Annotated in this window: 19 protein-coding genes; 5 read left to right on the top strand and 14 right to left on the bottom strand. The window is 47.1% G+C overall.

What is annotated here, in order from left to right; all coding sequences use genetic code 11:
* Nucleotides 1-68: 68 nt before the first annotated feature.
* The 5 genes from MARGE09_RS13750 to MARGE09_RS13730 form a co-directional block, all read right to left on the bottom strand.
* Complete coding sequence (locus MARGE09_RS13750; protein WP_236982761.1) at nt 69-1,532, bottom strand: sigma-54 dependent transcriptional regulator; 1,464 nt, start codon at nt 1,530-1,532, stop codon at nt 69-71.
* Nucleotides 1,533-1,762: 230 nt separating this feature from the next.
* A complete protein-coding gene (locus MARGE09_RS13745) occupies nt 1,763-2,995 on the bottom strand; it encodes an ISL3 family transposase (protein ID WP_236981837.1) in 1,233 nt (410 codons plus the stop codon).
* 137 nt (nt 2,996-3,132) lie between these two features.
* Nucleotides 3,133-4,290, bottom strand: a complete 1,158-nt coding sequence (locus MARGE09_RS13740) for a patatin-like phospholipase family protein (protein WP_236982759.1) — start codon at nt 4,288-4,290, stop codon at nt 3,133-3,135.
* A 98-nt stretch (nt 4,291-4,388) separates the two neighbouring features.
* The gene (radA, locus tag MARGE09_RS13735) at nt 4,389-5,747 is read right to left on the bottom strand and encodes a DNA repair protein RadA (protein WP_236982757.1); all 1,359 of its coding nucleotides are present in this window, start codon (nt 5,745-5,747) and stop codon (nt 4,389-4,391) included.
* 2 nt (nt 5,748-5,749) lie between these two features.
* The gene (locus MARGE09_RS13730; protein WP_236982756.1) at nt 5,750-6,232 is read right to left on the bottom strand and encodes an NADAR family protein; all 483 of its coding nucleotides are present in this window, start codon (nt 6,230-6,232) and stop codon (nt 5,750-5,752) included.
* Nucleotides 6,233-6,380: 148 nt separating this feature from the next.
* On the opposite strand from MARGE09_RS13730, the gene tcdA reads away from it, so the two are divergent.
* On the top strand, nt 6,381-7,208 hold the full coding sequence (gene tcdA / locus MARGE09_RS13725) for a tRNA cyclic N6-threonylcarbamoyladenosine(37) synthase TcdA (RefSeq protein WP_236982754.1): 828 nt from the start codon (nt 6,381-6,383) through the stop codon (nt 7,206-7,208).
* Between the two features lie 7 nt (nt 7,209-7,215).
* Here tcdA and MARGE09_RS13720 read toward each other — a convergent pair whose 3' ends face one another.
* The 4 genes from MARGE09_RS13720 to MARGE09_RS13705 form a co-directional block, all read right to left on the bottom strand.
* The gene (locus tag MARGE09_RS13720) at nt 7,216-8,052 is read right to left on the bottom strand and encodes a TatD family hydrolase (protein WP_236982752.1); all 837 of its coding nucleotides are present in this window, start codon (nt 8,050-8,052) and stop codon (nt 7,216-7,218) included.
* A gap of 79 nt (nt 8,053-8,131) precedes the next feature.
* The gene (locus MARGE09_RS13715; RefSeq protein ID WP_236982749.1) at nt 8,132-9,991 is read right to left on the bottom strand and encodes a malectin domain-containing carbohydrate-binding protein; all 1,860 of its coding nucleotides are present in this window, start codon (nt 9,989-9,991) and stop codon (nt 8,132-8,134) included.
* A 184-nt stretch (nt 9,992-10,175) separates the two neighbouring features.
* Nucleotides 10,176-13,268, bottom strand: coding sequence for an efflux RND transporter permease subunit (locus tag MARGE09_RS13710; RefSeq protein WP_236982748.1), 3,093 nt, complete (start codon nt 13,266-13,268; stop codon nt 10,176-10,178).
* A gap of 19 nt (nt 13,269-13,287) precedes the next feature.
* Entirely contained in the window at nt 13,288-14,421 is a 1,134-nt protein-coding gene (locus MARGE09_RS13705) for an efflux RND transporter periplasmic adaptor subunit (RefSeq protein ID WP_236982746.1), read from the bottom strand.
* Between the two features lie 380 nt (nt 14,422-14,801).
* Between MARGE09_RS13705 and MARGE09_RS13700 the strand changes: the two genes are divergently transcribed.
* The 4 genes from MARGE09_RS13700 to MARGE09_RS13685 all read left to right on the top strand — a co-directional run bounded on the left by MARGE09_RS13700 (nt 14,802) and on the right by MARGE09_RS13685 (nt 18,912).
* Nucleotides 14,802-14,984: a hypothetical protein gene (locus MARGE09_RS13700; RefSeq protein WP_236982744.1), complete on the top strand. Its 183-nt coding sequence runs from the start codon at nt 14,802-14,804 to the stop codon at nt 14,982-14,984.
* Between the two features lie 21 nt (nt 14,985-15,005).
* Nucleotides 15,006-16,064, top strand: a complete 1,059-nt coding sequence (locus tag MARGE09_RS13695) for an NADP(H)-dependent aldo-keto reductase (RefSeq protein ID WP_236982742.1) — start codon at nt 15,006-15,008, stop codon at nt 16,062-16,064.
* 43 nt (nt 16,065-16,107) lie between these two features.
* Nucleotides 16,108-16,695 (top strand): hypothetical protein, encoded by a 588-nt coding sequence (locus MARGE09_RS13690; protein WP_236982740.1) that lies wholly within the window; start codon nt 16,108-16,110, stop codon nt 16,693-16,695.
* Between the two features lie 231 nt (nt 16,696-16,926).
* The gene (locus tag MARGE09_RS13685; RefSeq protein WP_236982738.1) at nt 16,927-18,912 is read left to right on the top strand and encodes a BNR repeat-containing protein; all 1,986 of its coding nucleotides are present in this window, start codon (nt 16,927-16,929) and stop codon (nt 18,910-18,912) included.
* Nucleotides 18,913-18,931: 19 nt separating this feature from the next.
* Here the strand turns inward: MARGE09_RS13685 and MARGE09_RS13680 are convergent, their stop codons facing one another.
* The 5 genes from MARGE09_RS13680 to topA form a co-directional block, all read right to left on the bottom strand.
* On the bottom strand, nt 18,932-19,210 hold the full coding sequence (locus tag MARGE09_RS13680; RefSeq protein ID WP_236982736.1) for a DUF3081 family protein: 279 nt from the start codon (nt 19,208-19,210) through the stop codon (nt 18,932-18,934).
* Nucleotides 19,211-19,316: 106 nt separating this feature from the next.
* Nucleotides 19,317-20,882 carry a SulP family inorganic anion transporter gene (locus tag MARGE09_RS13675; protein ID WP_236982734.1) on the bottom strand — a complete coding sequence of 522 codons (1,566 nt, stop codon included), beginning with the start codon at nt 20,880-20,882 and terminating at the stop codon, nt 19,317-19,319.
* A gap of 123 nt (nt 20,883-21,005) precedes the next feature.
* On the bottom strand, nt 21,006-21,287 hold the full coding sequence (locus MARGE09_RS13670; protein ID WP_236982732.1) for a hypothetical protein: 282 nt from the start codon (nt 21,285-21,287) through the stop codon (nt 21,006-21,008).
* Between the two features lie 36 nt (nt 21,288-21,323).
* Complete coding sequence (locus tag MARGE09_RS13665) at nt 21,324-21,866, bottom strand: hypothetical protein (protein ID WP_236982730.1); 543 nt, start codon at nt 21,864-21,866, stop codon at nt 21,324-21,326.
* A gap of 5 nt (nt 21,867-21,871) precedes the next feature.
* Nucleotides 21,872-24,541, bottom strand: coding sequence for a type I DNA topoisomerase (gene topA / locus MARGE09_RS13660; RefSeq protein WP_236982728.1), 2,670 nt, complete (start codon nt 24,539-24,541; stop codon nt 21,872-21,874).
* Nucleotides 24,542-24,710 lie beyond the last annotated feature (169 nt).

Genomic DNA, 24,710 nt, shown 5'->3' with positions numbered 1-24,710 from the left:
AAACCGCGTCATTAAAAATGAATATACCGGCGCACGCTACCTTATCGGCATGAGCGCCAAGTTTTAGTTTATCGGCTCATGCCATACTTACGCATTTTTTCGACCAATGTAGTACGCCTAATAGCCAAACGCTCTGCTGCACGCGCAACCACACCGCCAGAGTCATCAAGCGCTTGCTTAATAAGGTTTTGCTCTAGGCCTGTAATATACTCTTTTAAATCGATGCCATCTTCAGGTAACAGCGCACGGTCGCTCATACTTACAACGCTTGGTGTTGCGGCAATATGCTCTGCATCAACATCAAAATCATCTTCTTCGTGGCTATCGCTATGGCGATATTTCTCTGGTAAATCTTGCGCGCCAACAACACCAAAGGGATGCATAATTGCCATGCGCTCGACCAAATTAGCCAATTCTCGCACATTACCTGGCCATGCATATTTACATAAACTTAAAATTGCCGCCGAATTAAAACGCACTGAACCGCGCTGTTCGCTTTCTAAACGCGAGACTAATTCATTAATGAGCAAGGGGATATCTTCTGCACGCTCTTTAAGCGATGGCATTTGAATAGGAAATACATTTAGCCTGTAGTACAAATCCTCACGAAAGCCGCCATCTGCAATCATGGTATCTAGGTTGCGGTGCGTTGCGGCAATAATGCGTACATTCGTTGTAAATGTTTTGTTACCCCCTACACGCTCAAACGTTTTTTCCTGCAATACCCGCAAGATTTTCACCTGCATATGCAATGGCATATCACCAATTTCATCAAGGAAAAGCGTACCACCTTCGGCCATTTCGAAGCGACCTGCTCGCGCGCTAATTGCGCCAGTAAATGCGCCTTTTTCGTGCCCGAACAACTCGCTTTCTAACAATTCACCAGGTATCGCTCCGCAATTAACCGGTACAAACGGGCCTTCTCGTCGAGGGGAATGGTAATGTAAATTTCGAGCAACAACTTCTTTGCCCGTGCCCGACTCGCCTTCAATTAAAACAGTCACGTCAGTATCGGCAACTTGTGCCATAACCTGCCGTACCGTTTGAATTTCTTGGCTGGTACCTACAAGGCTTCTAAATAAATGAACTGGCCGCTGAGATGGAGCCTGAGATGCATTAGCATAAGCTTGATTAAAACGCTGCGCACGATGAAGACCATCAACAAAAGCCGAATAGCCAAATGGGTAAGGCAGTTGCGTGAGCACTCGGCGTTTGAGCGTATCATCAAGGGTTGCGACCTCTTCTTCGTACCCCTGCCCTAAGGTTAAAACCGCTGTGGCAGAAAAGCGGGCTTTTATGCCCTGCATTTCTTGCTCTAAATTGGCGACATTATTAGAACCACTGTTTTGCGTACTGCCAAAGACAATGGCCGATAAATCGCCGGCATGTTTTGCTAACTCATCAGCATTACGTTTCCATTCAGCATAAGTTAGGGTTGTTAATTGCTCCCCCATAAAATGGAAAATTAAGCTTGTAGCTTGCTTAACTTCAGGATTATCTTCAATTAAAAGAACGTAATTTTCGCCCAGCATCAACGTCTACTCCACTTCAGGCAGCCTTGCCACCAATGCACCACGGGTGTGCTTTGTTATTGACAATATATTTATAGTCTTTGGTATTACCTAAGTAATAGTCAACAAACTAGCTACAGTCAAATAACTGACGAAATATTTTGGGGTGCCAGAAGAAAAAAGGATGCGTCAAAACGAAAAATAGCGCGTTTAGTCAGAAGAAGGGCTCTTCTCCGCTTTAGTGAGGTGATCTAGTGGCTTCCATAGAACATGGATTGCTCGTCAGGCATCGATGATTGCCTTATTTTTAGCTTGAAGTACTCGGTATCCTTGATGCCTCTTGCTCGCTTGCGAATCATGCCAATGCTGACATTGCCGGCTTCAATTCTGGCGCTAGTCAGCCCGTGTTTTCCGTAGTTACAAATGCCTACGCTATGCTTCCTTAGTGACTTTGCAAATTTCTTGAGATAGAGCATATTCGTCTGTTCCGCGATGTCGCACCACTGCTCCAATGCATTCATCATGGCGTCATAATTCCCTGCATTCCACAAAGCTTGGAGCTGCTCTTTGAGTATATAAAGTGTATTGATATTGGAATTATTTTCGAGCAATGTCTGGAGTTTATTGGCTTGTTTATCATTTAACTTGTCGGCATTTTTTAACAACAGGTAGTGGGTACCTTTAAGCTGCTCTTTGCCTGCGCGATCCGCCTTTCTGAACTCGATCCTACGCTGATTGCTCATGGCTTTACTGTAGTTTTGCATCACATGAAACCGATCGAAAACAATGTCAGCATTAGGCAAGCATTCGCGTACCGATTTTTGATAGGCTGGCCCCATATCCATGGCTACCGCCTCTATGTTTTCAGCGGTTTGTGCTGGTAAGCGCTTTAGAAACGCTGTCAACACCTCGGCTTTACGGCCTGTCTCAACGCCAATTAAATGACCGGATTCCATGTCATAAATCACCGTCATATAATCATGGCCTTTGGCTCTAGCGACTTCATCGACCCCAAGATATTTTAAGTCAATTAATTTTTCAGGATTAAGTGCAGGCAACGTTTTCTCTAGGTGAAATTTATCCATATTTTTCACCGTTTCCCATCGTAGCTTTAGGTGCCGACTGACCGTGCTGATACTCATATGGCGACACAATCCGCTCACCAACTGGCAAAATCTTTGAGTATAGCGATTGCCTGTATCGACAAATTCGCAAGCCTCCATTAGACGCCTACCGCAAGTCGTCACAACTTGAGCGAGCTCAACTTCCAAATAGCACTCGAAGCCACACAAAGGGACATCACGGATCGTTCTGCGCAAGTATCGGTTGATGTTGGCCGCCTCATTACTTGACGGGTCAATCGCTCTATAACGACGGTCTCGCTTGCAGTGTATAGTCAATCTTTGCAGGGCCAAGTCATGCTGAACTTGTTTGACACGCTGACCAGGAAGGCTCAAAATTTTGCTGGAGATGTTAAGGCTCATATATTCGTTTAAGTGTAGTGGCGTGAGAACCTTACATTTCAACGGATATGGCGGGTCTTAGCATCTCTTTTTACCTCACTAAAGCGGAGAAGACCCAGAAGAAGCCCGCTAATAGCCACAAAAACAAAAGGTTGCAGTTATTCCGGCAGGCGACAAGGATGGCTAAAAAAATCTTCAATAGCCGCTTTTTCCCACATGGCATCTTGGTAACCAAGTTCCATAAGCTCGTTACAATACTGATGCGAAAACAACAAATAACTCGCAACAGAGGCACCACCGCCACGCGCCGTAGCCCCAACAGCACGCATAAAAAAGCGTAAGCTTTTGGGCAAATCACGTACGCGCCGGCCGGCAATTTTATCGATAGGTTTTGACGGTGTAATAACTAGAGTATCTACTGGGCGTAGGTTATACGTTTTTTCGCAAAGCTCTTTATCGGCCGCGAGCTTTAGCAACATATTGGTGCGGTCAAGGTGCTCTAAATCCCCTTCTAGGGTATCAATAAAAGCACTGTTAAACATTTGCCCCAGTATTTGAGCAATCGAGGGAGGATGATCGAGGGCACGCTTAGGTTTAAACCAGCGAGTCTTCATAGGGTTATGACTAACCCCAATAACAAACATTCGGCTAGCACCCAAATGCAAAGCTGGGCTTAACGGCGCCAACTGCCGCATAGCCCCATCCCCAAAAAACTCTTTATTTAAAGGTACTGCTGGAAATACTGCCGGAATAGCCGATGACGCCAATAAGTGCTCAACCGTAAGCAGTGAAGGCGTGCCTACGCGGCGCGCACGGCGCCAACCCCGCAAAGCAGGATTACCCTGGAAAAAACTCACTGACTCGCCAGAAGAATACCCCAGCGCCGTCACGCAAACAGCCTCAAGCAAACCCGCGTCCACTCGGTTTTGAATGTTATCGAAAGGAATGACACCGGAAAGAAGATCTCGCAGGGGGCTATTATCCAACAAGCCCAGTGGCTTGCCGCGAGCCACCCCCTGATGAAACAACGAACCTGCAACTTTAAATAAACCCTTAGTTAAATCGCCCCACCCCGTTTTATACACCTTCTCGACTTCCAACTCGCGCCAAGTTTGCGCGAGATCTTGTGCCGATTGATTAAACGTACCCGGGTGCGCAGCCATCGCCAGCGCATTAATCGCTCCAGCAGATGTGCCGCAAATAATAGGGAATGGGTTTTCTAAGCACGGCAACAATTCAGATAACGCTAACAGCACTCCGGCTTGATACGCAGCCCGCGCACCACCGCCCGATAAAATTAACGCATTTGCCGCCATAGAGGATAAAGCCTTTAGCTGTTGGGTTCTTTATTGTTAAGTATGGCTAGCGCTTGCGCCCTTTGCCACATTAGTTCGCGGCATGCCTTTTTCGAACATTAACACAAATGTTCTAGCGCCTCAGAAATATGCTTAACAGGAACAACATGTAAGCCTTTGACTGGCTCTTTTGGCGCATTATTCGCAGGTACAATAGCGCGCTTAAAACCGTGTTTGGCCGCCTCGCGTAGGCGTTCTTGCCCGTTGGGCACTGGCCGGATTTCGCCCGCCAAGCCAACCTCGCCAAAGGCAACTAAATCCTGCGGAAGTGCAAAATCTCTAAAGCTAGAAACTAAGGCAAAAATCAATGCTAAGTCTGCCGATGTTTCTACCACCTTTACGCCTCCAACCACATTGACGAAAACGTCTTGGTCGCCCAGCATTAAGCCTCCATGGCGATGAATAACAGCTAGCAACATACTTAGGCGGTTTTGATCTAAACCGACAGAAACGCGGCGCGGATTCCCCAAATGGCTTTCGGCCACTAGCGCTTGTATTTCAACCAATAACGGCCGCGTACCCTCCCACACCACCATAACAGCAGAGCCAGAAGTCACCTGATCGCTTCGCTGCAAAAAAATGGCAGAGGGGTTCGAAACCTCTTTCATGCCTTGCTCTGTCATGGCAAAAACGCCCAGCTCATTCACAGCGCCAAAACGGTTCTTGTGCCCTCGCAAGGTTCTAAAGCGTGCATCGTGATCACCCTCAAGCATAATGGAGCAATCAATCATGTGCTCTAACACTTTAGGGCCCGCCAGGCTGCCATCTTTGGTGACATGCCCCACCAAAATAAGCACCGCGCCGCTCTCTTTAGCGTAGCGGGTAAGGTAAGCCGCGCTTTCGCGCACCTGCGAAACACTGCCCGGAGCAGAAGCAATATCATCGAGGTGCATCACTTGGATAGAATCTACAACCATCAATTGCGGGTTTTCGACCCTTGCCGTATCGACGATGCTTTCTACGCGCGTTTGAGAAAGAAGCTTTAACTGATCCGTTGGCAACCCTAAGCGTTTTGCTCGCATGGCTACCTGCTGCAAAGACTCCTCCCCTGTGACATAAAGCGCAGTTTTAGTGGCCGCTAGATAGCAAAGCGTTTGCAAGAGGATTGTCGATTTCCCTGCGCCAGGATGACCGCCTATAAGCACCACCGAACCCGGCACAAAGCCACCGCCTAAAACGCGATCAAACTCCCCCATGCCGGCACTAAAACGCGGTACATCTTCTAAATTAACGTCCTGCAAACGCTGCACCTGCGAAGCCTGCCCACCGGCATAGCCTTTAAAACCGTCTTTACTTGGTTTGCCCAAGCGAACTTCTTTTACCGTGTTCCACTGGCCACATTCACCGCACTGGCCCTGCCACTTGCGGTAATCAGCGCCGCAATCGTGACAAACAAAAGCTGATTGTGTTTTTGCCACACCTACTCTCCTTGTGCTTGCTGAGATTTTTCGCGCAACTTTTGCCGCACGTCCATCCATATGTTGCCCAATTGATTTTCTCCGCGCTGATCACGGCCAATCCCCCAAAAATGTTGATACGCCGAATTTTCAATAATCAACTGATCACCGGTTTCAAGCAAAGCACTCGCAACATCATTATTTTGAATCGCTATGCTGTAGATCGCTCGTGTCATTAGCGTTTTGCGTACTGTTTTAAAATCGGCTCGCTTACGCCGCCACCAAACATTGCCTAACCGATAGGCCTCTTGCGCACTAGGCGCTGCAGCTATGCGCTGGGCATAAGCTGTATTCACATATTTCATGGTTTGATAATAATGTTCAGCACTCGTCCAGCACTGCCCTTCGAGTTCAAAACTAGATTGCGCGTGTGTTGATAAGAAATGGGCGGCATCAAAACGTGAGAATGCAATAGCGTGCTCAAATTCGGTGTTATGGGCAAACATAAAAGCTCCTGTAACAGATGCGCGGATAATACCACGGCCAACTTTTGTTATTGCCCAATACGCAGCCCTAAAGCTTAGCCCCGGTACAGTCTTACTTGCTAAACGTCTTTAATTCCAGTAAAACGCCGATTCAACTCGCGAGGCCAGCATGTCACAAAACGATCAACCTTCATCCGCATCTGCACTTACATCCAATTATCTTCAGCGCTTTGGCGGTATCGGCCGGCTTTATGGTACGGCGGCGCTAACAGCCTTTAGCAAAGCACACATGGTCGTTATTGGCTTGGGCGGAGTTGGCTCTTGGGCCGCAGAAGCACTAGCACGGACAGGCGTTGGCACCTTAACGCTAATAGAATTAGATGATATATGCATAACCAACACAAATCGCCAACTACATGCCACAACCTCTCACATTGGCAAGCAAAAAAATACAACGCTCAGCGCACGATTACTCGACATAAACCCTGAGCTTAAACTGCACACGATCGAAGATTTTATAACCACAAAAAATATCGCCGCGCTAATTACCGACGATCATCATGTTGTTATTGATGCGATAGATTCATCAAGTGTGAAGGCGGCGTTAGCGGCTTTTTGCATTCACCAAAAAAAGCGTTTAGTTATGGCTGGATCATCCGGTGGGAAAACCGATCCTAGCCAAATTAGCGTTAGCGATTTAGGCACAACCATTGCCGACCCAATGTTAGCGAAAGTACGCAATATACTGTTTCGGCACCACAACTTTGAGCGTAATAAAAAACGTAAATTTAGAGTCGACGCTATTTATTCCAGCGAGCATATGCTTTACCCGCAAAGCGACGGTTCGGTATGCGCCAATAAAAAAGATTTACAAGAAGGGACAAAGCTCGACTGCGCTAGCGGTTTTGGCTCTGCCTGCATGGTTACTGGTAGCTTCGGATTTTTAGCCGCAAGCCAAGCCATAAAACGCTATTTACAGGACCAACAGAAAAACTAAGCGCGCTTTACACCGCAAAAACGCGACAGGTATTTTGATAGCAGTAATCAGCAACCTCTTCAATTGGCTGATTGCGCAGTTCCGCCAAGGCGACAGCCACCAATGGTAAATATTCAGGGCTATTGCGCTCCCCTTGCCGGCCACATAAAGGCATATCGGGCGCATCAGTTTCCAATACCAAGGCTTCGTTTGGCAACGCCTTAATTGCCTCACGCGTTTTATTCGCCCTTGGGTAGGTAATGCTGCCGCCAACACCAATACAAAAGCCACGCCGCCAGTACTCCACCGCTAATTGCGCACTACCAGTAAAACTATGCAAAATACCGCCGGCAAGCACTGGGGCTTTATCCAGCAACTGCAGTAATGCATTGTGTGCCTTGCGGCAATGAAGAATTAAGGGCAAGCCGAGCCTATTTGCGGCGTTAAGATGCTGCTTTACTATCACTAGCTGAGTGTCTAACGCGACTGTTTTATCTCGCGGCAAAGCTAAATCTAAGCCGGTTTCGCCAATTGCACGGCAGGCTTCAGCTTGAGCAGCATTTTGTAATTGAAGGCTAAACTCAGATAACGATGAATCCAAAGAAGCACTTTTTGCATTTAACCATTCAGCAAACCACCACGGGTGTAAACCCACACCGTAAAATCCTTGAGTGCTATTTTGCGCCTGTAACTTAGAGACTATATTTGCTGCCTTGCGCCACTGGTCGACATTAACCCCTGGGATAAAAATACTCTTCACACCATTCGAAATCGTATTTTGCCAAACCTCATGCCTATCAGTATCGAAAACTGAAAAGTCAAAATGGCAATGACTATCAAAAAATGTATTCAGACTTTTTGTCATAGTTTAAAACCGAACCAGATCTATTTAGCAGGCAAAAAAAATCCCAGCATTAAGCTGGGATTTTTAATTTTAGGAGCGATTACATAATATCGCAGCCAATTCGTTCCGCTCCAACAGCGATATCGTCCATAAAGAACTCGTACTGATGGTTTTGGTAGTTTTGAATTCCAATACTAAAGGTATCTAACGTACCTGGAACGGGAGTCATAGGGTGCATACTTCCGTCATACTTGACCGCTTGCGACAAGTTAGTCTTGTTTGTCGGTGTGCCGCCATTAGCCAATGCTACCTCTATACCATCTTGGAAGAAGTGGTATTCCTGAGTGGTCGCATTCATCGACCACTCAACACAGACCCATTCACCATCGTACTGGTTAACATAAGGACCTTCTAACGACAAATCGTTTGGCTCAGTATTGTATAAATGCTGATAAAAACCGTCATCAGCGCTTCCCACAGGAGCAGCAACCATATCAACGAATCTAAATTGCGCTCCGCCGCTCAAGCCTTTGACAAACGTGGTGTGGGAATAATTGCCAATAGAGTTTGGCTTAGCCGTGTTTTTGTAGTACAGACGTCCCCAATGACTACCTGGGAAATTGCTTATCCTTAATTCGCCAGAGCCCGATAATTTAAGTGCTCGTGTACCAGTGAATGCCTCTTGGCCGTCAACAACATTGACATTACCAGCTTTTGTAAAGCCCGCCGGTGTAGCGCCCGGAGCAACGTCTTCGAAATCTAAACAGATTAACAAGCCAGAATCATCTGTGCATGAACGATCAGCATCGGTCTCATTGCCTCCAGAGCCATTATTACCATTGTCGTCGGGAACTGAAGACTCCGGCCCTTTAACAGTAATAGCCGCGACATTCGCTTCAGGCATAGACGGTGTAAAAGTAATGTCTAAGGTGCCATCAGAGACTTCTATACCATTCAATTGAATATCATGCGCCACGTCGTGACCGGCTGTAGCTAATGGGTCAAAATCATTAACAAGAATCTGACCTTCGATTTCAACATCAAACTCACGATTACCAGGATTAACCCCGTGCCACGCTTCGATCATATGCAAGGTAACGTCGTATGTTGCAGCTGCGAGAGGTAAGCTATAGCTAAACGTACCATAGCGCTCAGTCTGGTATAGGGTGTCATCTTCAGTATTATCAATCGGATCCATGGTGCTACCACCCATACCGCCAGTAACGTATGAAGCGCCTAAATCAGGCTGGTATACAGTACCATCTGTCGCCGTATAAGAGGCGCGAGCACCGGCATTGATTGCGTAAACAACAACATTTTCACCATTTGATGCGACCGAACTAGATGATACCTCAGCTTCGCTGCTTGAACTCATTGGCGCTGAAGAGCTTGAAGTCACATCAACCAAACCTTCACACCATTCTGTATTGCTAGAAAAGCTATTTATGTAATTAGCAATCTGCTGGCTTTTCTCTTCGCAAGCAGCATCACCTTCACACTTAGCCATTTCAGCGGCGATATAGTCAGCTAACCCCAAGTTCCCACCATTAACAATATTGTTAGGGTCGATATCTGGAGCAAAAGAAATCTGCTTAGTGAATAAGCCTGAGCCTTGATCATAATCATTGTGACAATTTGTGCAGTCTGCAAGGAACGCTGTTTTCCCATCCATTACATCAACCGTCGAACAATCCGCCGCCGCTTCACTAGAACTTGCTACGGGCATAGAAGAACTGCTCATCACGCTCGAAGAGCTAACAGCAGCTTCAGAAGAGCTACTCGGCGCCATAGAGCTTGAGGACTCCATCGCTGATGACATTTCAGAAGACATGGCAGTTTCAGATGATGCCGTCGTCTCGCTTGAAGAACTGGTGCCGCCGCCCACACAAGCTGCCAAACTCACAGAGAGCAAGCCAGCCGAGCCAAATGCTTTGGCAAACGGGATTAGTTGTTTATGCATGAATATCTCCACGATTTTTATCATCAGCGCCAAAAAACGCTCTTTTTAAGTTGGAATAACAAGCTGCAGTGTAAAGAAGTCAAAAAAAAACGCAGCCAACTGATTCACAGCCACTGCGTTTTCGACCTAAATTTGAGCACCCAATCACATTACAAACATAATCTTATGGCATGACAGCGTTATCTTAAGCAGCCTCCAGCTCCGCAACACTCTGCTTACTACCCCGTAAGTCACGAGCAATTAGCATATACAGTGACGGGATAATAAAGAGCGTAAATAAAGTACCAATAGCCATGCCGCCAACTAACACCAAACCAATAGAATTACGCGCCTCAGCACCAGCGCCAGTCACCAGCACTAAGGGGAAGTGCCCTGCCACCGTCGCTATGGTTGTCATCAATATTGGGCGCAGACGCGTTGATGCAGACTCTTTAACCGCAGCCAATTTAGCCAGCCCTCGCTCCTGCATTTTATTGGCAAACTCCACAACTAATATGCCGTTTTTTGCCACCAAGCCAATCAAGGTTACCAGCCCAACTTGCGAATAAATATTCAAAGTTGTAGTAAATCCATCGGTCCAAAACGGCACCATAGGGCTCATCATTTTCCAAAAAGTGAACACGAGAGCGCCAAAAAACGCCAACGGTACAGAGCCCGCCAAAATAACAAAAGGGTCTCGAAAACTGTTGAACTGCGCAGCAAGCACCAAAAAGATTAACAAAATAGCCAGCATCATGGCGGGGATAAACTTATTGCCCTCACGGCGTAACTGGCGGGACTCGCCGGTATAATCAATCATGTAACCGGCTGGCATAATTTTTTCGGCTTCCTCCTCTAAAAACGCTAATGCTTTATCCAAAGGCTGAATAGCAACGCCGCTTATTTTAACCGCATTAAGTTGCTGAAAACGGTTAAGCGAGCGCGGAACAACCTCATGCTCAAGCGATGCCATCGAACCTAACGACACCAAGTCTCCATCGGGGCCAGAAACATAAATGTCTTTGAGTTGTTCTGGCGTTAAGCGCTCTACCCTTTTTATTTGCGGAATCACACGATAACTACGCCCTTCTATATTAAAGCGATTCACGTAAGCGCCACTCATCATCACGGCCACATCACGGCCAACTTGCGACATGTTCAAACCCAAATCGGCCACTTTATCGCGATCTAAATTAACTCGCGTCTGAGGCTGATCGATTTTTGTATCGATCATCGGCGGAAAAGCAAACATGCCGCTCTCCATCGCTTTTTGCTGCAGTTGCTCCGCTATTTTAAGGATTTCCTCGGGCTCTGCTGTTGAAGCCAATACGAATTCGACTGGGAAATCACCGCCGCCAGGCAATGCCGGAGGCGTTACTGGGAATACTCGCAAACCGGGGTTTTGGTGCAACATCATTTGCGCTTCAGGCAGAATTTCAAAAACACTGCGCTCGCGCTCATCCCATGTATCTAACACCATGCCACTAAAACCACCAGACGGGAAAGTAATCTGGAAGGTAAAATCCGTTTCAGGGAAGCTACCAAAAACACGATTAGCCTCTTTAGCATAAACACTCGCCTGATCAATCGTGGAATTAGGTGCACCTTCGACAATGCCAAAAATAACGCCCTGATCCTCGGTAGGCGCAAGCTCTTTCGGGGACAGCACAAACATTGGAATGCATAGCAAACTCAAAGCCCCCCATACGATATAAACCGCTGGGCGCGCCCGCAAAGTCGCATCCAACATGCGGTTATAGCGCAAGCGAATACGTTCGAACGTACGGCTTACAAACCCAGCGAAACCTTTTTCGCTTTCGTTTTTACGCAAGAATTTAGCTGACATAATCGGCGACAAAGTTAGAGCAACCACACCCGAAATAGTCACAGCTCCGGCTAATGTAAACGCGAACTCTTTGAATAAACTGCCGGTTAAACCGCCTTGTAAACCAATAGGCAGATAAACCGCAACAAGTGTTGCTGTCATCGCTATAACAGGCCCAACCAGTTCACGGGCACCAAGCATAGCTGCATCGATTTTACTTTTGCCTGCACTGATGTGGCGCTCTACATTTTCGACAACAACAATGGCATCGTCCACCACCAAACCCACAGATAAGACCACGGCCAGTAGTGTTAACAAGTTAACGCTGAAACCAAAAATCTGCATTAAAAATACAGCGCCAATTAAGGACACAGGAATAGCAACAACAGGAATAATGACCGAGCGAAGCGAACCTAAAAATAAGAAAATCACCAGAATAACAATGGCTAATGTTTCGACCAGTGTGCTAACCACTTCAACAATAGAGCTTTCGATATAACGGGTTGAATCATAAGCAACACGCGCATCCAACCCTTTAGGCAAGCTGGCCTGTAAAGTTTCCATTTCCTCGCGCACCAACTTGATTACATCCAGCCAATTCGCATTTGGTAACGGCCAAATGCCCATGAAAATGGCCGTCTGACCAGAATAAGCGACCTCCAAATCGTACGAATCTGAACCTAGCTCAACATCAGCAATATCACGCAATCGAACAATCGCACCGCCCTCGTTACGCAACACCAATTGCTCAAATTCTTCGACGGTTTTTAAATCGGTATTCGCCGCTAAATTTACCTGAACAAAATTACCTTTGGTCGAACCCAGCGCGGCCAAATAGTTATTGGACGCTAAGGCTTGATGAACTTCGGCTGGGGAAATATTGTAAGCCGCCATATTGTCAGGCTTTAGCCACACACGCATGGCGTAGTTACGGGCACCTAAAATTTCAGCCCGCTGCACCCCTTCAATTGCCGCTAAGCGCGGCTGAACAACACGCGTAAGGAAATCGGTAATTTGATTATCACGTAGGATATCCGATGAAAAACTTAAATACGCCGCCGCAACGGTAGAGTCGGCCGACTCCACATTAATCACCGGAATTTCAGATTCTGGCGGTAAATCACCACGCACCTGATTCACTTTGGATGTAATTTCAGAAAGCGCCTTAATGGGGTCGTAATTCAGCTCCAACCGCACTTTGATGGTAGACATGCTTTGCGTACTTTCGGATTGAATATAATCAATACCATCGGCACCCGAAATGGCTCGCTCCATTGGCGTTGTAATAAAGCCACGCACCAGTTCAGCACTAGCGCCCACATACATCGTTGTCACCGTCACCACGGCGTTATCGTTACGAGGATACTGGCGAACGCTGAGCGAACTTATTGCCTGAATACCAGCAATGACAATGACTAAATTAATGACGATAGCCAATACTGGCTTGCGCACAAAAATATCGGTAAAACTCATAACCACACTCCGTTTTGTGCTATCTGTCGACAGGGTTAGGGCTTTGCTCGAAATCTAAGCCTACGTCATTGTTAATCGCCACAGGGTCACCGTTACGCAACTTAAATAAGCCCGCCGTCGCAACAACCGCATTATCGTTTAACCCTTCAAGCACTTCGACAAAGTCACCACGCGATTCACCCAATTGGACGAACTGTTGGGTGGCTATCAATGCTGATTTATCAGCGCCTTCTTCGGCGGGTTTTTCACTTAAAGTAAATACCGAGTCACCGTAGGTTGCGTAACGTACCGCTGTAATTGGCACCGCAATAATTTCGCGCTGTTCGGGTAAAATCACATCCACAGAGGCAAACATACCGGGCAATAAACGCTCGTTATCGTTATCTAATAGCGCCTGCACTAAAACATTGCGTGAACGAGCATTTACCTCTGGGTTAATCGCAGTAATTTTACCGGTATAAATATGCCCAGGAACGGCATCGGTCTTTAAACGAACCTTCAAACCCAGCTTAATCACCGCGAGATCTTGTTGCGGCAAATTGAAATTCACCAGCATGGAGTCAGCTGTTTGCAAGGTTACAATCGCTTCACCTTGCTGAATATCTTGGCCAATATTGACCTTGCGAATACCTAAACGCCCCGAGAATGGCGCTTTGATGCTTTTCTTCTCAATTGCCACTTCAACGTTTTCTACCTGCGCTTGGGCCGCTTTGTGCTCGGCATCTGCAGCGTCATATTGCGATTGCGAAACCACCTTTTTCGCTAGTAGTTCTTTAGAACGCGACAAGTTAGCCTTCGCTAGCGCTAGGCTCGCTTGAGCTGCTCTTAGCTGTGCTTTTTCAGCATCGACATTTTGCTGGAGTAGTAAATCCCCTTTTTCAACTTCAGCGCCGGAAGTAAATTGAATTTTATCCACTCGCCCTGAGAAGTCCGCTGTAAGGGTAACGCCCCTAACCGCTTCTATAGAGCCAACCGAACGTCGGGTTTGCTCCCATAGCGCTTTTTTCACCACAGCACTAGAAACCACTTCCGGCGGAGGCAGCATCGAAGCGCCGGCATCGGCCATCGCCTTAAATTGCATGCCTTTAATACCGGCCAATACTCCAATTAACAACAGCAACCCAAACAGGGTAACGATTATTCTGACAGCCATGTTAATACCCAATCATGTGAAAAAAAGCTTATAGTTCAGCAACAAAATCGCATTTAACGCAACTGGCGCGTTACATGCGATTTTACTACCCATCAAAAAACAAGATCTGGCTTGCTAACACACCTCTAAAGCACTGCGCTTTAGTTTACGCGTCAACAAACACTCGTTTGAAATTGCGGCCGATGATAACACGCCAACAGCAGCTTTTTGAGTTCATTATGAGACTTTAAAGTGACAAACGCGCCCATTGCACCAACCCAAAGTTATTGTTAGCGTTGCAGCCATGGTTTTGGGCAGCCAAAATACCGCGCCATCGTTTTTGTGCCACTCCAGCTATCGTGTTAATGGGCCGGCACAGTATTCAACAACTAGAGTGTCTAATGGAAAATTTACTGATCGTTTTAGCCGTACTTTTTGTCGGCATTATCATCATGGTTAACCTCGCTAAGTGGTTTGGCCCTAACTCCAACACCCCCAGTATTCAGAAGCTCAGTCGTTGGATATTTCCGCTTTTAGCAATCGGCTTCGTTATTCAACTGATCAACCACTTCATGAATCAATAACCCCCCTGCAAAGGAGACGCTATGAAATACACGACCTTGGGCTCGAGCGACCTCACTATCAGCAAAATTGGCCTAGGCAGCATGACATGGGGCGAACAAAATACCGCCAGCGATGCGGCAGAACAAATGGCGATGAGCTTCGATATGGGCGTCAACTTTTTTGATGTCGCCGAGATGTACCCGGTACCACCAAAGCCTGAAACATTTGGTCAGTCTGAGCGAATTATGGGGGATTGGCTACGCAAAACCGAGCAACGCGACAAAGTCACACTTGCAACAAAAGTGACAGGAGCAAGCTCAGGTAATCGCGGCGTAAATTATATTCGAGGCGGCGCAAGCTTATGCAAGCCACAAATACACGAAGCCTGCAATGCTAGCCTTAAGCGCCTGCAAACAGAAGTTATCGATTTATACCAAGTGCACTGGCCCGAGCGGGCCACCAACTTTTTTGGCAAATTAGGCTACAACCAAACACTACACAACACCACAGCTGAAGGCGCGGTAACAATTGCAGAAACCCTAGAAGCACTGACCGAGCTCGTCCAACAAGGGAAAATACGTTACATTGGCATTTCCAATGAAACCCCCTGGGGCATGCTTGAATATTTAAAACAACACTGGCAAAAAGGTTTTGAGCGTATTGTCAGTATTCAAAACCCCTACAACTTACTTAACCGCACCTTTGAAGTTGGCTGCGCGGAAATTTCCTTGCGTGAAAACATTGGCTTACTTGCGTACTCGCCATTAGCTTTTGGCAAATTGACCGGCAAGTACCTTAACCAGCAAAAGCCCGATGGCGCGCGCCTAACTTTATTTGAACGCTTTACCCGCTACGAAAAAATTCACTGTGACGAAGCAACCGCCGCCTACGCCAGCCTAGCCCTCGATAACAATATCAGCCCAACGCAATTGGCTTTAGCGTTCGTCAACCAGCAAAGTTTTTTAGACGGCAATATCATCGGTGCTACAACCCTAGCCCAACTTAAAGAAAACATTTCCAGCATCGACATTACATTAAACCCCGAGACACTCAACGAAATAGAAAATATTCATCAGCGCTACTCAAATCCCGCACCATAGGCAGTAATGCAATTAATGACCCACCTTATAACCGAGGTATTCAATGGATTGGTCTCAAGTAAACTGGCAGCCCCAAATAGGGGATCCGCACTTTATGGGCTGGGTCACCGTATTAGTCTATTTAGGGTGCGCTATTTTAGCTTTTAAGCTGAGTTTAAATGCAACTCATTGTTTTAAACAACACATTCAAAAACAGCGTACGTTTTGGGGAGTGGTTGCATTCATCACCCTACTTCTCGCTATCAATAAACAGCTGGACTTACAATCACTACTCACCGAAATAGCGCGTACACTTGCGAAAGAACAAGACTGGTACGATAAGCGACGAAAGCTGCAACGAATATTTGTTATTGCCGTTGCTTTTACCGGCAGCACAACAGCACTTTTACTTGCGCTATATTATCGAAAAATAATTATGATAAATGCCCTAGCACTATTGGGCATTTGCTTTGTTATTGCTTTTGTCGTTATTCGCGCAGCTTCTTTTCATCATATGGACCACCTGCTCAACCAATACATTGCAGGGGTTCGCCTCAACTGGGCTTTCGAGCTAATAGGCCTTGCGCTCATTTCAGCAAATGCTATTCGACGCCTTAACAAAAACACGCGACACCGAGCCTCAGTCGACTGAATGTCGGCCAAACACAGCATTCCACTCATTCTTTGACTCAGACCGCAATTCTAAAAAACAGCACGTTGCACCCAGTTAGCGTTTTACATAGTGTGCATCACATACCGAATAGTCAGTTAGTTTAAGTAAGAACACACGAGCATCCGCAATAAACGTGCGCTGCCCCACTATGACGACCTACCACCGATTAGCTCCCAACATGCATACACAACAAAAATTAGGGTACTCACCATGTGCGGCCGCCTAACCATTCTGTTTTTACTGTTCTTTTGCCTGCATGCTAGGGCTGACCTCAAGATACACACCATCAGCGAGCAAGCGTTTAACGGGCCTATAAATAGCGTTTCTTTTCAGCAAGATGCCATTACAACCTATAAGGGCTATCAATATGCAGTTTATTGGAGCGCTAATCGCCATGTTGCCGTCGCTCGACGATCACTCGGCGCAGCCAGCTGGCAAACATTGGAGCTCACTGATTATCAATTTGAAGTTGACAATGCCCACTACGATATCTCTCTCGGCATTAGCCCTCTAGATGGCACAATTCACTTATCATTCTATCAATGGAGCAGCGTTTTTAATTACCGCAAATCCGTTGCGGGCTTGCTCAACAACCCAAATCAGTTTGCTTGGAATTCATCCTTATTTGGCCCGATTCAAAATGGGCTAAGAGATGCTCGAATGGGGCCGACAACCTATCCACGCTTTGTGACCGAACCTTCCGGGAAGCTTTTATTATTACTACGCCATGGCGCCAGCGGCTCTGGAGACAGTTACTTATACGAATACGACGGCAGCAGCGCCCAATGGACTCAACTAGGGCAATTAGTTGATGGCTTAGCGACGGATATTAATGCCTATTTTAACGGTATTCACTACGACGCCAATGGCCGACTACACGCAACTTGGGTTTGGCGCGCAACGCCAGACCCAACCACTAACTTTGACCTGCACTATATTTATTCAGAAGACGACGGCCGCACATGGTTGAATAATAGCGGCCAAATTGTTGCCGAGCTTGGCCGCTTCCCTATTACTCAAAATACAGCAAACACTCGCGTTTGGAATATCGAGCAAAACCGCGGGCTGATAAATCAAGAGGCCCAAGCGGTAGATAAAGATGGGCGCGTGAGCATGTTAATGTCCCATATGCCTGACGACACACCTAGCAGCACCGACTTTGCTGCGAACCGACTAAACGCCCGCGTTTACCACTACCTGCGTAAATTAAATGGGCAATGGCAACGCACACAGCTACCGGGCTCTTCATTTAGTTATGATCGCAATAAAATTGCTTCCGATAATCACAACAACCTTTACGCCATTATTAATCGCGAAGGCATTTACAAAGCAACCGAAGCACAACAATGGCAAGACTGGACCTTGGTGCAATCACTGACTGATCAAAGCCTATTTGCCGAAGTACAACTTGACCGCAAGCGTTTGGCTACAGAAGGTGTTTTATCATTTATAAATATCAGTAACAAAGGGCGAATGCTGCACTTAGAATATTCAGACAATGCCAATACAAAGAACCCGATGATCGTTGGCGGCGGCCCCGAGAATTATATTTTTTGCGCCTTTGAGGGGGATTATTGTCAGCCGCCTGCGGGAATGCGGGATGTTGCTTTTGGCGCAAGCGGGCAATTTAAACACCAAACCGCTAGCGACGGTGTGCAATGCTCAAATAGCAATTTTGAAGAGCCAATACGCGGAACTGTAAAACAATGTTACTACGCGATGGATGCAAACTGGCAACAGCCAGGACCAACAGGCTATAGCTTATGCGCGCAAGAAGGTCAGCTTTGCCAAACTACTGGCCAATCGCAAATTGCCTATGGCGCCAATGGTAGTTTTCATTACCGCTTAAGCAGCACCGCACTACCTTGTACTAGCTCTGAATTTGGCGATCCGATCCGCGGCACACTTAAACAATGCTTCATTAAACGACAAGATATTGCCGCGTCTTCAAGTGCGGCCACAGCATCAATCTCGAGCATCGCTACCCTCTCAAGTAGTTCTCAACATTCATCTGAATCATCTAGCGCTAACATATCTGCTGCGAGCAGCTCAAGCGCTGGACAAACCTCATCGCAAACAGGCAATGTTCTTGCCGGCAGCATTCACAAGCTGGCGTTATTATGCCTATTCATTGCACTAATTGTTCGGCCGTTTTTACTCGGCAAGCCTTGCAAAAAACTACCGGCCAAGCAATGAATGTACTACAGAGTGCGCCTTAAATACGGTCACTCACAACAGACTGTATCTTCTGCTTAAATGCAGCAAGGTCTTCCTGCTTTGAATATTTCAACGTGAAACGGTGTTTAAAAAATACCGTTAAGCTAACTCGGTCATCGTGCAGCGAAACTGTGTAGCCATCAAAATCGGTACTTCCTTTCAGGCCACCATAATGAAACTCCCCCGCACAGCGCTCGCCTTTAGTACGCAACACTTGAAAAGCTTGCACAGCAAGATGGGTATCTAATTCACTTGGATGATTGTATTGATTTTTCATAATAGTCTCCCTTTACACGCCTATACCTTGCTTACGTAAAAGGAGACTATTGTGATGAGATTAAAAACGGTGGTTTACAAAATAAACTACCTCTTTGCCCACGGGCTTAACCCAGTTTATCGCTTACTACGTGGTAATCTGGATCTTCAAGACGATTGATTTCGCATAAGTCACCGGCTTTTTCCAGCAATTTAATACACTCCGGGCTCAGGTGCCTTATATGCAGTGTTTTGCCTAATGCTGTGTACTTTTCAGCCAAGCTATCTAGCGCTTCTATGCCCGAGTGATCACTGACCCTAGAGCGCGCAAACTCGATTACCACGTGTTCAGGATCTTCTTCTGGTGTAAACAGCTCTTTAAAGTTGCTGACCGAGCCAAAAAACAGCGGGCCGCGTAAGGCATAAATTTTCATACCGTTTTCGTCAACACTTTCTTTTGCTTCAATATGTTGCGCGTGCTTCCAAGCAAACACCAGTGCCGACACAATCACCCCAACAATAACCGCTATCGCCAAATCGGCCACCACGGTAATACCTGATACCAGCACAATAATAAACGCATCCGACATCGGTATTTTGCGAAACATCCGCAAAGAAGCCCATTCAAATGTACCAAGGACCACCATAAACATAACGCCAACTAAAGCCGCCAGCGGAATAATTTCAATTAACGAGGCACCAAACAAAATAAAGGCGAGCAAAACTAACGCAGCAGTAACACCAGACATTCGACCTCGGCCACCAGAGTTAATGTTGATCATACTCTGGCCAATCATCGCGCAACCGCCCATACCGCCAAATAAGCCATTGGTGGCATTGGCAACACCTTGGCCAATACACTCTCGGTTTCCACGGCCACGCGTACCGGTAATTTCATCGATAAGGGTTAAGGTTAATAGCGATTCGATTAAACCCACTGCGGCCAGAATCAACGCTGTTGGTAAAATAATTTTTAAGGTTTCCCAGGTAAAAGGTACCATTGGGATCGCGAACGTCGGTAAAGTCCCTTCTAGGGTAGCGGTAGCCGCTTGATCTGCAGGCAACATATCGCGCACAAAATCAATTACCGTGCGGGCATCCAACCCCAAGCTGTGCACCAATAACGTAACTACCACAATAGCCACCAAGGACGAAGGCACCGCTTTGGTTAACTTGGGCAAGAAGTGAATGATGGCCATCGTTAACGCTATCAAACCCAACATCGTGTACATCATAGGGCCGCTCATTAACACCTTTTCACCAACATCATTATTGATAAAAAACTGCCCTAACTGCGCAAGAAAGATGACAATGGCCAAGCCATTAACAAAGCCCAACATTACCGGGTGCGGCACCATGCGAATGTATTTTCCTAAACGAAACACCCCCGCCAATATTTGCAATAAACCCGACAAAAGCACAGCAGCAAATAAATATTGCACGCCATGCAAAGCCACCAAGCCCACCATAACAACCGCAGTAGCCCCCGTTGCGCCCGAAATCATACCGGGCCTACCGCCAACAACAGCCGTAATTAAGCCCATCATAAAGGCGGCATATAAACCAATCATGGGTTCAAGCCCTGCCACAAAAGCAAAGGCAACCGCTTCAGGCACTAATGCCAATGCTACAGTCGTGCCCGACAGCACGTCGTTCTTCAAATTAGACGGGGTTCGATAGATAAGATTGAACATACAACTCAACATGTTTAAGGAGGGAGGCTCGGCCTAACGACGAGCAGGGGCGCGCATGGTAGCAAACCGCAGCATGCAGCTCAAATCATAGCCATATTTTTGGCCAGTGCAGGCAACAACTACTTAGTGAATTAAATGGGAAACCGGCTGCGCATCTTGCTCAACTTCGACCTCAGCTTGAAGCTCTTGCACTGCATCTAGGCCTGCATCAATCATCGCTTTGGCAACACTCAGAGCGCCATTTTGAAGCGCTTGCTCAAGAAAGTATCGAGACTCCTCCGAAAAGCGAATCGTCACTAGAGGCTCTTCTTCAGCGCGACCCTCACCGGCACGACACAAGCCGATTTCCCCGTCTGGGAATTCAACAATTTCGTAGAGCAACGATTCATCAGTATCGGTAGGCATACGCTATAACCACTTCATTTTAAATAGGTAACACAACTAGCATTCTAGCGCTTGTGATCGCTCGGCAAGTATTAACGACTCTAACACCTGCCACGTCCGGCCTAGTTCGCGCGCAGTTAAAACTTGCGCGGTGCTTGTGCTAGAAGCAATTACAGCGTTAGCTTGTGACTCACGCTCAGATAACGATGTAGCCGCAAGTAGCGAAGAGCGATATTGCGGCAATTCTGGCGCACTTATCGCAGTAATAGTCGCCAACATACCTGCTAACGACGAACCAGAATCAACCTCTTGAGCCAACCAGCTCGCAATAACGTGTGCCTCGCAAGGCACCACTTTGCGCATAGCGGCAAAACTGCCACCACACGCTAATAAAGAGAACCAAACATTCGGCTGGTAACGCTTTTGCGTGCACTCAGCAAAATAACCCGTCAGCGCGTGATGCACCGCGCGCACCGTTGCGGCATATAACGCCCGCTGAGAAACTGCACCGAGCGAATCGGCCTCACTTAACTGCGATAGGAGGCAGCGCACCTGAGCACGCTGATCGTCAACAAAACGAGCAAGAGCAACATCAACCACAAGTATTAGTCGCTCTTTTTGGCTTTTTTGGCCGGCGCTTTTTTAACAGGCTTTTCTTGAACAACCCATTTGCCGCCTTCGTAAAACGCCTTCCATCCCGTAGGCTTGGCATCAACCTCAGATTGCACATATTGCTCTTTGGTCTTTCGGCTATAGCGCACTACCGTATCGTTGCCATCGCTATCTTCTTGCGGAGCTTTTAGGATGTGCGCATATTTGGGATCTAACTGATCTTTAACTGTCAGTAATTCCTTCACTAAAGGCGCACGTGTCTCGCGGTTTTTAGGGAATTGGCTCGCCGCCAAAAACATCCCCGAAGCGCCATCACGCAATACGTAATGATCCTCCACTTTGAGGCACTCTAAATGCGGCATATCAACGGGGTCCATTTTAGGTGGCGCAGCTTCACCGTTGCGCAACAATTTACGCGTGTTTTTGCATTCTTCGTTCATGCAACCAAAGTACTTACCAAAGCGGCCATTCTTAAGCTGCATTTCAGCACTGCATTTATCGCACTCAAGAGTTGGCCCCTCATACCCTTTAATTTTAAAGGCGCCCTTCTCGATTTCGTAGCCATTGCAATCAGGGTTATTACCGCAAATGTGTAGCTTACGCGACTCGTCCAGCAAGTAGTTATCCATTGCAGTATTACACTTAGGACAACGGCGTTTACTGCGCAACTGGAGAGTTTCCGCTTCATCATCGTCAGCATCCATACTGACAGCCTCTTCACCAGGCACCAGATTCATGGTGTTTTTACAGCGCTCTTTAGGTGGCAACGCGTAACCGGAGCAGCCCAAAAACACACCCGTGCTGCCCGTGCGTATTTGCATATGACGGGCACATTTTTCACAAGTAATGTCGGTTTCGGTGGGCGCATTGTTGCGCATACCAAACTCATCACCCGAAGCTTTGGTCAGTTGGTTGGTAAAGTCAGCGTAAAATTCATTGAGCAGCTCCACCCAATCTTTATTGCCTTCAGCAACGGTATCGAGCATGGCCTCCATGTTGGCTGTAAAGCTGTAATCCATCAGCTCGCGAAAACTTTCTACCAAACGGTCGGTAACAATATCGCCCATTTTATCGGCGTAAAAACGGCGGTTTTGCACATGCACATAACCGCGATCTTGGATGGTAGAAATAATCGAAGCATAAGTTGATGGTCGCCCAATGCCTTGCTTTTCTAACTCCTTTACCAAGCTCGCTTCGGTGAAGCGCGCCGGCGGTTTAGTGAAATGCTGATTGGGGAGCAGTTCATGCTTGGTCAGCACATCGCCGACCTTCACATCTGGCAAAATACCATCGTCTTCTTTTTTGCTTACAGGCGGGCTGACTTTCATAAAGCCATCAAATCGAACCACACGCCCTTTGATACGCAATTGGTAATCGCCGGCACCGACCACCACCGATGTACTGGTAAATTCGGCAGGCACCATTTGGCAGGCGACAAACTGCTGCCAAATCAAAGTATACAAACGCTCTGCGTCGCGCTCCATGCCGGTTAACTGTGTTGGCAGGCGAGTGACTTCTGAAGGCCGAATCGCTTCGTGCGCCTCTTGTGCGCCCTCTTTGCTGGAATAGCTCACAGGATTTTCCGGCAAATACTTATCACCAAATTTGTCCACGATGTAATCGCGACAGTTAGCGACAGCCTCGGCACTTAAGTTTGTTGAGTCCGTACGCATGTAGGTAATAAAACCCGCCTCGTACAAGCGCTGCGCCAATACCATTGTTTTCTTTACACCAAAGCCCAAGCGCGTACTCGCGGCCTGTTGCAGTGTAGAGGTAATGTAAGGTGCGCCTGGCTTAGACTTTGTTGGCTTGTCATCGCGAGCAATGATTTCGTACTTAGCATTGCTTAAGGCATCGACGGCTAATTGGGTTTGCTCTTGCGTCTTAGGGGCAAACGCTTCTGACTTATAACGCTTAACTTCACATTTTAAGCGCTCGCCAGTAGATGTATCGAGCTGGGCAAATAACGTCCAGTATTCTTCGGGGATAAATGCACGAATCTCACCTTCGCGCTCGGTCACCAAACGAACAGCAACCGATTGCACCCGGCCCGCCGACAAACCGCGTGCAATCTTGGCCCACAGCAACGGCGAGACCATATAACCCACAACGCGATCTAAGAATCGACGCGCTTGCTGGGCATTAACGCGGTCGATGTCCAGCTTACCCGGTGTTTTAAATGCATCTTGGATCGCCGTTTTGGTGATTTCGTTAAAAACCACTCGGCGATAACGCTCGGGGTCACCACCAATGGCCTCGCGCAAGTGCCATGCAATGGCTTCTCCCTCGCGATCCAAATCCGTTGCGAGATAGATTTCGTCGGCATCTTCAGCCAGCTTGCGCAACTCAGCCACAACTTTTTCTTTGCCTGGCAAAATTTCATAATGCGCTTGCCAGTGATTTTCAGGGTCAATACCCATGCGCTTAACGAGCTGCTCTTTCGACTTTCGAGCTTTGTATTCGGCTTTTTCTTCTGGCGACATTTTGCGCGTCAAGGCAGCTTGAGCCGCCCTAGCTTTAGGGTCAACCGGTGCACTGGAGCCACTAGTAGGAAGGTCGCGAATATGACCAACACTAGACTTCACAACATACTGGCTGCCGAGATACTTATTGATGGTTTTCGCCTTCGCAGGTGACTCCACAATAACAAGAGACTTGCCCATAATAATTCGCTTAGTTGGTTAAATATTGTTCTTTAAGGCCGTAAATGGCCTCCACGGTGTGCGCATATATAAGTGCTCGATGGCGCTAGGTCAAGCAAAGCCAACGTATTAGTTATAGTCGAGCGTAACTTTATGCACTAAAAAAATAACATTTTTGACTCTTAAAACA

It is taken from the genome of Marinagarivorans cellulosilyticus, from assembly GCF_021655555.1.
GTDB lineage: Bacteria > Pseudomonadota > Gammaproteobacteria > Pseudomonadales > Cellvibrionaceae > Marinagarivorans > Marinagarivorans cellulosilyticus.
This window is presented reverse-complemented; position numbering and strand designations above follow the sequence as displayed.